This is a genomic window from Bartonella rhinolophi, from assembly GCF_036576165.1.
In the GTDB taxonomy this organism is placed as follows: Bacteria; Pseudomonadota; Alphaproteobacteria; order Rhizobiales; family Rhizobiaceae; genus Bartonella.
The window spans coordinates 518,819-532,064 of sequence record NZ_JBAFWY010000001.1; the positions used below are offsets into that span (position 1 = coordinate 518,819).

The 13,246-nt window shown below is 39.4% G+C and carries 11 protein-coding genes and 1 tRNA gene; 5 read left to right on the plus strand and 7 right to left on the minus strand.

All coding sequences use genetic code 11. The features are described from left to right. Positions 1–460 precede the first annotated feature (460 nt). The 3 genes from V5N67_RS02100 to V5N67_RS02110 all read right to left on the minus strand — a co-directional run bounded on the left by V5N67_RS02100 (position 461) and on the right by V5N67_RS02110 (position 2,639). Entirely contained in the window at positions 461–985 is a 525-nt protein-coding gene (locus tag V5N67_RS02100; protein WP_332060210.1) for a type II toxin-antitoxin system PemK/MazF family toxin, read from the minus strand. A gap of 448 nt (positions 986–1,433) precedes the next feature. Then, entirely contained in the window at positions 1,434–2,006 is a 573-nt protein-coding gene (locus tag V5N67_RS02105) for a disulfide bond formation protein B (RefSeq protein WP_332060211.1), read from the minus strand. 12 nt (positions 2,007–2,018) lie between these two features. Continuing rightward, complete coding sequence (locus tag V5N67_RS02110) at positions 2,019–2,639, minus strand: YqaA family protein (RefSeq protein ID WP_332060212.1); 621 nt, start codon at positions 2,637–2,639, stop codon at positions 2,019–2,021. Between the two features lie 160 nt (positions 2,640–2,799). Here V5N67_RS02110 and V5N67_RS02115 point away from each other — a divergent pair. Further along, positions 2,800–2,884 (plus strand) — tRNA-Leu (locus V5N67_RS02115). Between the two features lie 1,151 nt (positions 2,885–4,035). Here the strand turns inward: V5N67_RS02115 and V5N67_RS02120 are convergent. The 4 genes from V5N67_RS02120 to V5N67_RS02135 form a co-directional block, all read right to left on the minus strand. Continuing rightward, positions 4,036–4,392 carry a hypothetical protein gene (locus V5N67_RS02120; RefSeq protein WP_332060214.1) on the minus strand — a complete coding sequence of 119 codons (357 nt, stop codon included), beginning with the start codon at positions 4,390–4,392 and terminating at the stop codon, positions 4,036–4,038. 1,663 nt (positions 4,393–6,055) lie between these two features. Next, positions 6,056–6,691 (minus strand): hypothetical protein, encoded by a 636-nt coding sequence (locus V5N67_RS02125; protein WP_332060216.1) that lies wholly within the window; start codon positions 6,689–6,691, stop codon positions 6,056–6,058. 147 nt (positions 6,692–6,838) lie between these two features. Beyond that, positions 6,839–9,118, minus strand: a complete 2,280-nt coding sequence (locus tag V5N67_RS02130) for a toprim domain-containing protein (RefSeq protein ID WP_332060307.1) — start codon at positions 9,116–9,118, stop codon at positions 6,839–6,841. A gap of 1 nt (position 9,119) precedes the next feature. Then, on the minus strand, positions 9,120–10,088 hold the full coding sequence (locus V5N67_RS02135; RefSeq protein ID WP_332060217.1) for a YdaU family protein: 969 nt from the start codon (positions 10,086–10,088) through the stop codon (positions 9,120–9,122). 453 nt (positions 10,089–10,541) lie between these two features. Between V5N67_RS02135 and V5N67_RS02140 the strand changes: the two genes are divergently transcribed. The 4 genes from V5N67_RS02140 (at position 10,542) to V5N67_RS02155 (ending at position 13,002) form a co-directional block, all read left to right on the plus strand. After that, positions 10,542–10,859, plus strand: coding sequence for an XRE family transcriptional regulator (locus tag V5N67_RS02140; RefSeq protein WP_332060219.1), 318 nt, complete (start codon positions 10,542–10,544; stop codon positions 10,857–10,859). Between the two features lie 316 nt (positions 10,860–11,175). Continuing rightward, positions 11,176–11,565: a hypothetical protein gene (locus V5N67_RS02145; protein ID WP_332060220.1), complete on the plus strand. Its 390-nt coding sequence runs from the start codon at positions 11,176–11,178 to the stop codon at positions 11,563–11,565. Between the two features lie 3 nt (positions 11,566–11,568). Then, positions 11,569–11,766 (plus strand): hypothetical protein, encoded by a 198-nt coding sequence (locus tag V5N67_RS02150; protein WP_332060222.1) that lies wholly within the window; start codon positions 11,569–11,571, stop codon positions 11,764–11,766. A 477-nt stretch (positions 11,767–12,243) separates the two neighbouring features. Continuing rightward, complete coding sequence (locus V5N67_RS02155) at positions 12,244–13,002, plus strand: lambda exonuclease family protein (RefSeq protein WP_332060224.1); 759 nt, start codon at positions 12,244–12,246, stop codon at positions 13,000–13,002. Positions 13,003–13,246: the final 244 nt, after the last annotated feature.

Genomic DNA, 13,246 nt, shown 5'->3' on the forward strand with positions numbered 1-13,246 from the left:
AAATGTTAATTGCATTTGTCTTTCAAAAAGTTAAGTGAACACTGAAAAAAATGAAGAAGACATATTTTGTGCGGTATATTTTGCGTGGTTTGATTAAAAGGGAAAGATTTTAATGAACTCAAAAGTGCAGAGAATTATTTTGTGTATCCTATTTGTTTTTGTGCAGTCCATTTGTAAATATTAGTTGGCGGTTTTAAGATGTGTGGTTTTAAAATAGGAATCACAGAGAGTGCTTTTTAAAATTGTCTTCACACGACAATTTGGGGAATTTTTTTAAAGATTTTTCAAATTACGTTCCAAAAACCAAAAAAGAAACAGCTCTCTGCTTTTCCATCTCCTGTCTGACCTTCACTGGGAAATAGCCATCATTTCTGATGTTATAAGCAGATGAGCTCATATTATGCGTTCGCTCCAGCCGTCAATGGCGTGGATCAATTTCTTTTTTCTTCAAGATTTAATGCTATAAATGCGGTAAATATTGAAACATAAGTGTGACAACTTTGTCAAAATCTTCCTTCGGCAATCTTGGAACAGTGTGCGAGCAGCTTAAACGACTTACGGAAACTGTTGTGACATAGTTACAGATAATCCACGCTTTTTTATTTTCTATGGGAGATTGCAGTGGGTATGCGGCTGGATTATTGGGTTGCGACTTTGTCGTAAAAGGTAAAACGATGACATTCCCATACAATTTCGCATTCTTCGAGAGAACCAAAACAGGTCGCTTTTTCCAAAACTCAGGCAAGATCGCATCGTGAGGAAAATCGCACCAAAAAACTTGTCTAATGCGTGGTGCCGATTTAATCCGCGGCTTTATATGGGGCGGTTTCTGATAAGGAGCGTTGAGGTCAATTTTTTGCCTATGTTCTCGCCATGCATCATGGTCATGCTCCATCATGTCATTTGGAGGGTCAAGGTGACTGATATTTAAGCAAGTGATTGGTGGAAGAGAGGAAGGGGGCGTTGTGTTTTCATCTTTAGACATGGCGAAACCGCTCGCATTTATTGATTCCCTCACTTAAATTCCACAGCTTTTCAGCACGCACTTTTATCAAAATATTACAAACAAGTATAGAGGGAGAAATGACAAAATGTAACGCGTATCTTCACTTTTTGTTATTTGTGTACAATTTGCTGTTTGTCTACAAAGAGAGGATGCACCTACTGTGAAAGGTGTGTCTGTTAAGGGATGGAAGGTGTGTCTGTTAAGGGGTGGAGGGTGTGTCTGTTAGAGATGGAGGGTGTGCCTGTTGAGGGGTGGAGGGTGTGCCTGTTAAGGGGTGGAGGATGCGCCTGCTGAAAAGCTATAGCAATGCGCATGGAGAGGATGGGGAAGAAAATAAAGCGAAATGTTGATGCGTGGCTTGGGTAGAAGGTGGCTTGGATAGAAGAAAGCGTGGGTTGTTGCGTGTAATCTCATTTTTACTTTGTGGTTATCGTTTTTTGCGGTTTGAAAGGAGCCCTTTTGAAGCAACATAGAGGCTCATCAGCATGTAAAGTAGGCTGGCAACAGCATTCCAACCAGCAAAGGAGAGAAAAAGAAAGCGCGCTGGTGCTGCAGAACAAGAAGGAGGGTGAATATTATTCAATTGACTGAGCAGTTGATTAACGTCTGTTATTATCTTCATTGTGTCTGAACTACAGCTGGGGGGAGCAGGCCAAAAGCCATATTCGATACCTGTATGGTATATTGCTAGGACAAGGCTGATTGTCATGAGCACAAACACGCATAAAAAGAACAGCCGTACCCACAAAGATATGCGAAAAAAATATGCCCCAAAACCTGCTAAAATCAAAAATGCTATGGCAATATAGTAAGGAAAGCGCTCAATGAGGCATAAATTGCAAGGAAGATATTTCCCAATATGTTCAAAACCAAGTGCAAGGCCGGTCGTGGCAGAGAGGCAAAAAATGAGAAAAAGAGCCCATAAACTTTGCTCTTTATTGCTTATTTCTCGATGAAGATGTTGGTTCAAAAGATGCCGAGGAGATAAAGTGCAAGCCATCAAGCATGTTCCCTAAAATGAAAGTTGCTTATTGAGGAAAGCGATAATCCCACCGTAAAGCAATAGCACACTAACACAACCAATGAGCACAATCCATTTGAAATGGTGAGAAAGATACTTCACAGCTTTTTGTCCAAAACGCTGAATCAGCCATGCGAGAAAATAAAAACGTGCCCCACGGGATAAAATACAGATGATGATAAAAAGTCCAAGATGTAAACCCATGACACCTGTTAAGATCGTGATAATCTTAATCGGTGGAAGGTGGAAAAATCCTGAGATAATGAGTAAAATCATCAGAAGTTCCAGTGTAGTACTGTTGCGCAGTGCTTGAAAACTTTCATATTTGCCGTAAAATTCTAAAATCGGTTTGGCAATACTGTCATAAGCATAATGCCCAATGAACCAGCCGACAATCCCTCCTAAAAGAGAACAGGTGGTGGCAAGAAAAGCATAGCGATAGGCACGACGAGGGTGGATAAAAACCATTGGAATATACAAAACATCCACAGGAATGGGAAAAATAGAACTTTCAAGAAAAGCAATAAATCCAAGCCAATGTGGTGCTGTGCGACGATCTGCTAAAGAAATCGTCCAAAGTTTTAATCTGTTTAATATCGTAGGTTTTTTCATCGACTTAAATGAAGAAAAAATTCTTAAATTACATTCAATAAACCAAATGGGGTAAAAATAATATAAATTTTAAAAAAAAGAAAAGTCTACTGTTGACGAATCTACACTTCTTCATATAGTGCCAAGAAGTAATGGACAAGTCTGTTCTTTATGACAGCCTGCGGGTGTGGTGGAACTGGTAGACGCGCCAGACTCAAAATCTGGTTCCGAGAGGAGTGTCGGTTCGAGTCCGACCACCCGCACCATTCAATTTCAAAAATTAGATACCATGCACTCTCTTCGAAAATGAAATATTTCAAGAATCTGATGTAAAGTCTGATATTCTGATATTTTAATATATTGACGGCGTTGTTTTTTTCATTTGCATGGGGCTGGCTGCTTTTATCATGTATTTTATTTTTATATGATTGGATTTTGCCGTAAGCTAGTACAGTTTGTAATTTGCTGTGAGGGCATGGCAAGGTCTGTAAGGGCAAAGCTTTTATTTTATTTGAAGATAAGCTTAATTTTCAAAGTTTTAAAATTTTCCGTATTTATTGTAAAACGTTTAAATCAATGAAACAATATTGTCATAAGAAAAATGCTCACTGAACCAGATAACAGCTTTTTCAAAATAAATAGATGGTTGCAATAAAATTATGTCGATAGCTAAAAATAGATCAATATTATCAAAATATACAACATAAGCTTGGGATGAAAAAAATAAAATTTTCAAGAAAAGTAATTTTAAAAACAAAGATGAAAATTTTCATAAAGACTGCTTATACTACTCTAATTTTATGGAACTCTATGAAGGATTACTGAGGGCGCTTTACGCAAATCTTTCTTAAGTGCGCAGGATAAAATTTTTAAAAGTGGGAGAGGTAGTATAACAAAAGCTATTGTCACTATAACAAAAGAAAAATGATAATATAAATCTGTTTAGCAGAGTAATATTTCTTTTGAACGTATAATTATGCTCTTTTAAGTATAGAGAGTAAGGACTTATATCACATTTAGTGCTTTAGTGAGGATTTTCTTTTCCAGCATTGATGAAAACTATTTCAGCCTTGATGAAGGCTATTGGTAAAACAACAGCATGATGAAGTGATATATGATAGACTTTTTTATCATGTTATGGCTTGATGCGTTGTCATTTATAGAGCAGTCGTAGAAACTGAAAGGGCAAATATTGTTTCTTTTATATCTTCGCTACTGGATTTATATAAGTATATATTTTTATATTTATTCTTATGCAGTTTTTTATGCAAAGAAAATTTTTATAAAAATGTAATAAAGATGAAAAGAATAAGTATTGATAAAAGTAATAGTAAAATAAAAAAGGCCTAAGATAATCAAAGGCCTTTCTCTATTTTTAATATATGAAGAATCTGTTTTGTACATTAAAGAGTATTATTTAAAATAGTGATCTAAGGTATCCTACTAAAACAGTAACAAAAAAATCAATTACAGCAAATAATAATTTCTTTCCTTCTTCGTATAATTCAGGTGTTAGTAAGGAAATATTATGATATTGTACTTTATTTAAATCATCAACTATACCTTTTGTTTTATTAAGGAGATCTAAGTCTATTTCTGGAGTATTTGAAGGAGTAATAACTTTTGTATCGGGAGAAGGTTTAATAAGCTGATGAATAGTCGAGTGGCTAGTAATTGAAGGATAATGTTGAGTGACTATATGATCAGATGATTTAAGAGCAAGAAATAAACCGCTGGTCATTGCCCCGGCTATGAAAAAATATCTGATATTCATAGTGTTTCTCCTTTATATTTATTTAAAGAAATAAATATCTAAATGGATCATATATAAAATTGCAGTAAATCACTATAGTAAAAATGCAACAATCATAAAAAAGAACATAATTTGCCTAAAAATTGCCAAAATTAACCATATTTTTTAAGTAAAATTACTTCAAAACTTGTTTTATTTATATGTAAATTTATATCAAAATAGATTATTAAAGATTCCCGTAGAAGTCCTGAAAACTCTTTATTGTAGCAAGTTAAAATGACTTATGAAGAGCGAAATACTTCCAAGAAAAAATATAAATTGAGGGGAGATGAAAAAAAAATTAAAATATTAAGAATATTTTTACTTTTTTATTTCAAATCAGTCAGTTGTTACAACTATTATAATATTCTTCTTTTATTATTAATATATTATAAGTTGTATAGTTGTAATAATCAAAATTAATTCAATATAAAAAAATAAAAGAATCTACAGTAATAAATGTAAAGCACATACTGTAAATTAGTTGCTTATTAATTTTTTCTTATTTGCACATATTTTATAAATAGTGGCTTTATAAAATATGTATTTTGCATAAGATAGACACAATAAAACAATAGTTGCAGCGTAAATGACTTAATGTTTCTCATTTAGTCTTCATTTTAATTATTAATTAAGATTATTTAAGTGTGTTCTTACTTCATTTGCATCATATTTTATGGGTCATATTTAGAGTGCTACTATAAATATAAAAAAGATTTTATTTTTTCAGAGCGATATTTTTTCGAGAAGAGTGAGTCTGAAAATATATTTCTCCATGAGAAGAGTTATGTATCTTCAATGGGTGCAGACTTGAAAGAAATTTACAAATATCTGCAAGATAGGTAATTTTTTCATGAGACTACTTTTGACAGATCTTTTTTCAGGCTGGTGATTATCTTGGGAAGTGTCTCTTGGTAGTCTGCTTTTTGGCGGAGTGGGTTCTTGGTAGGTCTCTTCTTGATAGATTACTTCTGAGGCTGGTGATTATCTTGGGAAGTGTCTCTTGGTAGTCTGCTTTTTGGCAGAGTGGGGGTTCTTGATAGGTCTCTTCTTGATAGATCACTTCTGAGTCTGGTGATTATCTTGGGAAGTGTCTCTTGCAGGTTTCTTCTTGGTGGAGTGGGTTCTTGGTAGGTCTCTTCTTGATAGATCACTTCTGAGTCTGGTGATTATCTTGGGAAGTGTCTCTTGCAGGTTTCTTCTTGGTGGAGTGGGTTTTTGGTAGGTCTCTTCTTGATAAATTACTTCTGAGGTTGGTGATTATCTTAGGAAGTGTCTCTTGCAGGTTTCTTCTTGGTGGAGTGGGTTTTTGGTAGGTCTCTTCTTGATAAATTACTTCTGAGGCTGGTGATTATCTTGGGAAGTGTCTCTTGGTAGGCTGCTTTTTGGTGGGGGTGGTTTTCAGTTGGATTGCTGAAGGGTATCTCCAGTGAGATTGGCTTTTATGGGAGCATAAAATGAGATATGCTCAAGTTGAATGAAAGTTGTAGATTGAGTGAAGGATATACACTGCAACTGAAAATGACGCTTTTCTATGGTATGCTCTGCTTTAGATGTCTTACATAGATAATCCTCTTTTATATTGCAGAAAGCATTTTGAATATTCAATATTTTGTTGGGGGGGCTGGAGTGGGTGCGTGGATTTTTAATCTGCTGTTCTTTTTTTGGGAGCAGAGGAGCATTCAGAGTGCTTATGGCTTGTATATCCCCAGTAAACTGCTAGCAGATCTAAACAATCCCGTAAATGATCGGCCAATGAGTTTTGTTTGCGTTTTGAAGGGCTCAAATCTTTGATTGCTTGACCGTAACCAACAACTTTTTCAATAAGTGAATAGCCCAGAACACCAAGGGGGATTTTGATTGCTTGTAAATGATTTGCTGCCTCTATTTGACGTTCAATGGGATGTGTATAATTTTGGCTGCTATCAACCTTTTGACGCGTGTAATCAAGGCTCATGTGGAGGTCGGATTGACTGTGACGCCAGTAAACATAAAAATGTTCTGCTGCTTTATATTGCATTTTGCTGATATGTCCTTTCGCGTATAAAAGCGCAATGGGGTGGCTTTTTGCATTGGCAATGGCAATGATGGTGCGTGGATTGCTTTTGCTTGCTTTGTGGGTTGACTGAAAATAAGGATTGCTTGTTTCAATGGGGACTTCTTGTGTTTTTAAGTGACCAAGGCGTTGTTTTCCTTCATCTTGAGAAGGGAGGGGAAAAGCGGATGTTTTCTTTTTTTGCTTATCTTGGGTTTGAGTGTTTTTTTTATTTTTGTGCTTCATGTTGCCTTCTCAAAAATTATTGTTTTAAAAGTTTTTGTCTTATTGTGTGTGTAAACAAATGGAATATTGTACAGGGCTGCGCTCTTAAAGGAGAAGCTGTGGAGCCCATGTTCTTGAAAGGGGGGGGTCTTTAAAGAAGGTGGTATTTTATTTTGTTGCCAAAGCAGCTATGGGGGCTGTATTCTTTTGCTTGTTGTGTTCAAGATAATGTCGTAGGTGGGGGGTGCCCTCAGCAGAACAACGATAACGATAAGTTTGCGGGTCAAACCAGAGACCAACTTTTCCTTCAAAGTCACCTGAACGCTGTTTCGCGATATTTATAATCACGCTCGGGCGTTTGGCTAAATTCGCCTTTTCTTCCATCCCAGATGCTGCAAAAATTTTGTCTTCTAACGACCGATTGCGCCAGATGGTAATGATATTAAACGCATTGGCTCCAATTTCTGAAGCACCTTTAATATCTTCAGTGCTAGGGACGTCCTTATCCAAGCCACTTTTGCGCGCATGAGCAACAAGATGAATGTGTACGGCGTTTAAAACTGCCCAGTCAACCATTTTATAAACCGCTTTTTCTTGTCCTGCATAGTCATCTGAGGCAATGCCAAGACGCATTAAACTGTCGATGATAAATTGATCGCAGCCATAGCGTGCACGGCAATAGTCAAACACATCAAGCAATGTATCGACGCTCGATTTACCAACATGCTCATAAAGAATAAGTCCTTCGTCTAAAAATTGCAGAATCTGTTCAATCATATCTCTTGTTGGTTGCTCCAAGCCTCCTGTTTGTTTCGTTAAACGACGCAGGGATTGTTCTCCTTTCATTTCCAATGAGGCTAAACAAAGGCGGCTCTGTTGCGAAATCCAATGTGGAATGCAATCCGATAATAGCTGGCTTTTCCCTGCTCCACTCGATCCGCTCCAGAGCGTTAACTCCGATGGACGAAAATAAAGTTTGCCGTTGAGTCTAGGGTAGGGAACCGTGTAACCAAGATATTGGTCAGGTTCTGGCCAAAACAACTTTACAACTTGATCTTTATATTCTGAAGCGTGCCGTAGTCCTTTTGGTGCGAAGCTTTTCGCTGATGAAAAGGCTGCTGCCATGGTGGCAGAATCAACGCCTGCGGTTAAACACGCATTTGCATCCTTATAGGGCAAGCAGACACGGTAGCAACGGTGGCGACCAAGTCGATGCGCAATCTCAAGTGCAGCTTCCTCTCCAGGTTTGTCCATATCGGTGGCTAAAAAAATTGTCTCAAAAGGTTCTAAATGATCAAATTCATTTTCAATCCAATTATGTTTGCCTCCACTGCCTCCTCCAAATGGCACTGAAACTGCTGGGTATCCGTAAGCTGCCAATGAGAGTGCATCAATTTCTCCTTCAGTGATGACAATTGTACGATTCATGGGAATAAAAGCGTGCCCCGTTGGGGGAGCAGTGTGCCCCGTTGGGAGAGCAGTGTGCCCCGTTGAGGGAGCAGCGTGCCCCGTTGGGAGAGCAGCGTGCCCCGTTGAGGGAGCAGCGTGCTCCGTTGAGGGAGCAGTGTGCTCCGTTGAGGGAGCAGTGTGCCCCGTTGAGGGAGCAGTGTGCTCCGTTGAGGGAGCAGCGTGCTCCGTTGAGGGAGCAGCGTGCTCTGTTGGGGGAGCAGTGTGCTCCGTTGAGGGAGCAGCGTGCCCCGTTGGGAGAGCAGTGTGCTCCGTTGAGGGAGCAGTGTGCTCCGTTGAGGGAGCAGTGTGCCCCGTTGGGAGAGCAGCGTGCCCCGTTGGGAGAGCAGTGTGCCCCGTTGGGAGAGCAGTGTGCCCCGTTGGGAGAGCAGTGTGCCCCGTTGGGGGAGTGGCTTGGTTCATGGGAACAAGAGCTTGCCAGCCAAATAAAATCGGCTCACATTGTGATGCTGTTGGTTTTGTTTTTGCACCCGCTTGTGCTAATCGCTCTTTTACTAAGGCAAGGGTACCATCAGGTTTGTAAAATGGAAAAATGATCTTTTCGCCATCCTCCTTTATGTGGTAGCGCTTTAAAACCTCAAGCGGAATACGGCGCTTTTGGTTGAGATAAGTTTTTACCAAATTCTGTGGTGTGTTCCCTGCGGGAAGGGGTGGATGCCGATAGGTGCGATGAGGTGCCATAAAAGGTTTGGGACGTGTCAGATTAAGGTAGGTGCGCGCTTCCTCTAACGCTTGAGAAAGGGTGATCCCTTTTACTGCGCACCAAAGGTCTAGAAGGTCACCACCGATGCCTTCCGCAAAATCATACCAAAGACCTGCTTTATTGCCGCTCAAACACACCGATAAACTTTGGCCAGCTTCGCCTTGTGTGCTCCCCACAATCCAATTATTGCCGCGTTTGCGTCCTCGTGGAAGAAGCATTTCTACAATCGCGCCTGCTTGAGATGAAAGCTTTTGTTTGATTTCAAAAATTGTGCTCATGTTATGATACGCGGTAGTTGATGAGACTCCGATAAAGAGCATCATTGTTGCTGTTACTGCTGCTGCTGTTACTGCTGGATGCAGATGAGGGCAAATGAGAGGGAGAAGTCGCAAGCTTTTCTTGATTTTCTTTTAGTCGCTCAATCTCACGGCGAAACCAATTGCGCCACGTGGCTTGCCAGTCAACTTTCAGTGCGTCTTTACCGCTTTTGGCACGCCAGTAATCGCGAAACTTCTTTTCTTGCCAGTGTGCTTGCTCTTGACTTAAACCTTCTGAAATTGCTGCGTGGATGTCTGCTGTCCAATCGGCAGGAAGACGTTGCCCTTTGGGGGCTGTTGTGCAGCTCTCGGCTTGCTTGTGAGAGCTGGTAAGCTGCTCGGTCAATTCTGGTTTTACAGGCTGGGGGAGAAGAGGAGAGAGACTCGCAGATGTTTCCCCCCGCACCCTCTCCTCCTGAGGTTCAGAGGAAGAAAAAAACTTCTTTTCTGAAACACCGTCAGGTGTTTCCTTTTCTTCTTCTTTCTGAGCTTCTAAGTTATGTGTATCATCTTTTGCACTCTTGTTGAACGCCTGTTGAAGCTTTATATTGATTTTCTTGCGTTTTTGAGCAGAAGTACGACCCGCAAAGGATTTTTGTTCAAGCAATTTTGCGCGCTCGTAAAAAACATTTTCGCAGCGCTTATTCCATAAACCATTCGCTAAATTTAAAATCTTACCCTCCGCAATCAACATTTCTAAAACATTCACAAATGTTCGCTTGTCACAGCCACAAAGACGTGCTAAACGCTCTACCGATAATTCCAAAGGACGACCGCGCGCATACATTTCATTAAGCAAGATTGTGTAAATGCCAATCTCGTGTGCACGCATACCGCGTACACCACCGAGAAAATCATTTTGGTACCAGCAAACGTAAGGAAGCGTAGACGATTCATAATGAGGAGTTTCTTGTTGATTCACATGTTTCATGTTTCAATCCGCTTTCTACTTTTTTATGTGTTTTCATTCGCAATAAAACCTAACCCAATGTTTTGGGAGATGTGCAGGACTTTAGATTCAAGTTTTTACTTCGAGTAAAATGTTTCAGTTTGTGTTGCCGTTTATTTTGTTAAATAGTCATTCTTTCGCTATTCCTTTTGACAGTTTAAGAGGCAATTGTACGTACGCGAGTATATGCAATAATTACGATTTTTGGTTGCATAAATGGCAAAGGACCAATAGGAGAATATTGGAGATACGTAGGTTTTCGGGGGCGCTTTTTGCACTCTTTGCGGTAGTGAATTGTTTTTCTAACCTGAAAATGAGCTTTTGTCCCCGAAATAAATTTTATCTTCTTAATATTATCCGCTTTAGAGGATAATGCAAGTCCATTTTATAAAAAGGACGTGTCTTTTTTTTTGAGACGCGCTATATGGTGAGACTATGAATATTAATGGTTGGCGTAAAAGATTGAGTGAAGCACTTAAAAAAAGTGGTCGCTCAAAAAGATCTGTTTCTCTCGCTGCTGGAAAAGGAGCTGGGTATCTTCATTCTATCCTTACCGAAGGAAAAGAACCAACAATTGAATCTCTTGCGCGTATATGTCATGAAATTAATATCAGTATGAATTATATCCTTTATGAAGATGGAGCGAGTCTTGAAGATAAAGAGTTTATTGATCTTGTTTCAAAGCTTTCTCCTGAGGAACGACAGGCAATTTTAACTCTCTTGCGGAGACCAACGCACGAAGCATTAAAATAATCTCTTTTTGTGTTTTTTGATCAAGGCTACACCAATATTCTATTAACTTTAAGTCACTCATTTTAACCCCCCTGTCTGTTGGTGATTGGTTACATTTGATAAGAACAAATAGAGAACACTAAAAGGATATGAGGCGAATAAATTTGGCAGGGTTTTTATTCACATATGCCATTTAAGTATCATAAAGACTGAAAATATATTCATTATTAAAGATAAAATGATTTGACATCTCTTCCATAGAGGATATAAGACTAACGCTATATTTGATCATGTCAAGACAAAGCTACGCTTTATCAACTATGCAGGGGGAAAAATCATGAAAAATATTCCATTTGTTAAAGAGGATGAAATTATCGTCATTCTCTGTGAGGACGAAAAGGGTGATACCTATGAAGGGCCTATCGAACAGATTGAGGAAGTTCTCGATCTCGTCGAAGAACATGAAACTGTTCAAAAACTTTTACGTCTTGATCTTGTCACATTGCATGCAGAAGACGTGAGTGAGCAGCTTGCTGATGCTTATATTGCAAATCATGATCTTGATGAAGAAAATACGCAGCTCCAGCCGTTCATTCTCAATAGCGATATTTACCATGCTTGTTTAGACGAAAAAGTCGCACAAGAGTACGAAGAAAATCTTTATGGCTCTTACAAAAAACAACATCGCTTGCGTCCTTGCGATGTGTTAACAGACTATTGGTGGTAAAAAATGCCAAGCTATCTCAAAACAGTTTATCAGGGAATTCCACTTTATTATGCTGGGCGTATTCAAAATACAGTGAAATTGGAACCAAAAAAATATAATGCACTCCCCTTTATATCGCAAAAGGCTGCTGAGTATGTTGCAAAAAATTTGGCAGAGCAATATCTGCGCGATGATTTTTCCATCGTTCAACAAAATGATTGAGAGATATCAAAAATATTAAGAAAAAATACTAAGAATTGTAGCCATCCATGCAAAAATATACCAAGCCCTACAAGAGTATATAAAAGGCAAAAGACGCTTTGGGGAAAGAAGCCGTTGTGCTTGATGGAGGGGAGGATGGAGAGCGTCAAAATCAAAAAGCATGAGGAAAAATTTAAAGGCTCTGCGCATGAGATATGAGATGGGGATATGGGATGGGGGAAAAGTTGGAGGTGGGTAGAAGTTGAAAATGGAAAAATATGGCAATTTCATCATGACAGGCAATAGAGAAAAAATGAGGGAAAATTTCCATCAGAAAAAGTGATTGAAAAGCAGAAAAGAAAATCACAACGAAAATCACAATGCTCTGAAAATAAGAAAAAACTGCTTTTGATAAGCTGCAAAAGCAAAAAATGAAGACTGATTTATTACAACGCGTTTCAAAAAGAGGAGACGCCGCAAAATAAGGGATAAAATACCATGCCAGTCATTATCGATTGTGTGCAGGGGACATCTGAATGGCAGCAAGCGCGCAATGGCTTAATTACTGCCTCTTTGTTTGAGATGGTTATGGCACAAAAAAAGCAAGGGCAAAAAACCCAAAAATACCATGCTGTTATGATGAAACTTGCTGGAGAAAGAATTACAGGGAAAACCGTTGAAGAGGGGACAACCCTTTCTATGCGGCGCGGTACAGAGTTAGAGCCAGCCGCACGCCAGCTTTATGGCACAATGACGCATACAAATCCCGAATGTATCGGGTTTGTGTTAGCCGACGATCGCATGAAAGGATTTTCTCCCGATGCCTTTATCGGAACAGACGGATTGTTGGAAATTAAAACCAAAAAACCTGAAATTCTCATTCCTCATTATTATCAAAAAAATTTCCCAGAAGAGCATAAAGCGCAGTGTCAGGGAGGATTATGGATCACGCAACGCGAATGGGTGGACTTAATGCTTTATTGGCCTGATATGCCACCTTTGATTAAACGTGCTTACCGTGATGAAGCCTATATCCGTAAGCTTGAAAGTGAGATTGACCGTTTTAATGAGGCGTTAGAAGTGATGGTGCGTCAAATTAAACATGCCAACATGGACGGGGTTAAGGAGAGAGAGGGGATAATGAGAGTGGAAACTGCTGTGGAGGAGAGGGCAGTTTTTTCGCATTTAGAAGCAAAGCGTGGGAGGGCTGCACGCAGAGTGGGGAGTGTTTGGGCAAGGAAAGCAAAGCCGCTTTGAGGGAGAGGGTAGAGTTTTTTGAAGGAAGAAGACGGAGTTGTTTTGAGAGGATGAGAGCTATTTTGGAGGAGAGGGCAGTTTTTTCGCATTTGGAAGCAAAGCGTGGGAGGGCTGCATGCAGAGTGGGGAGTGTTTGGGCAAGGAAAGCAAAGCCGCTTTGAGGGAGAGGGTAGAGTTTTTTGAAGGAAGAAGACGGAGTTGTTTTGAGAGGATGAGAGCTATTTTGGAGGAGAGGGCAGTTTTT

Excerpts from the sequence above, each read along its gene's own strand:
- V5N67_RS02100 (WP_332060210.1), bottom strand. The coding sequence starts at position 985 with ATGTCTAAAGATGAAAACACAACGCCCCCTTCCTCTCTTCCACCAATC.
- V5N67_RS02105 (WP_332060211.1), bottom strand. The coding sequence starts at position 2,006 with ATGGCTTGCACTTTATCTCCTCGGCATCTTTTGAACCAACATCTTCAT.
- V5N67_RS02110 (WP_332060212.1), bottom strand. The coding sequence starts at position 2,639 with ATGAAAAAACCTACGATATTAAACAGATTAAAACTTTGGACGATTTCT.
- V5N67_RS02120 (WP_332060214.1), bottom strand. The coding sequence starts at position 4,392 with ATGAATATCAGATATTTTTTCATAGCCGGGGCAATGACCAGCGGTTTA.
- V5N67_RS02125 (WP_332060216.1), bottom strand. The coding sequence starts at position 6,691 with ATGAAGCACAAAAATAAAAAAAACACTCAAACCCAAGATAAGCAAAAA.
- V5N67_RS02130 (WP_332060307.1), bottom strand. The coding sequence starts at position 9,118 with ATGAGCACAATTTTTGAAATCAAACAAAAGCTTTCATCTCAAGCAGGC.
- V5N67_RS02135 (WP_332060217.1), bottom strand. The coding sequence starts at position 10,088 with ATGAAACATGTGAATCAACAAGAAACTCCTCATTATGAATCGTCTACG.
- V5N67_RS02140 (WP_332060219.1), top strand. The coding sequence starts at position 10,542 with ATGAATATTAATGGTTGGCGTAAAAGATTGAGTGAAGCACTTAAAAAA.
- V5N67_RS02145 (WP_332060220.1), top strand. The coding sequence starts at position 11,176 with ATGAAAAATATTCCATTTGTTAAAGAGGATGAAATTATCGTCATTCTC.
- V5N67_RS02150 (WP_332060222.1), top strand. The coding sequence starts at position 11,569 with ATGCCAAGCTATCTCAAAACAGTTTATCAGGGAATTCCACTTTATTAT.
- V5N67_RS02155 (WP_332060224.1), top strand. The coding sequence starts at position 12,244 with ATGCCAGTCATTATCGATTGTGTGCAGGGGACATCTGAATGGCAGCAA.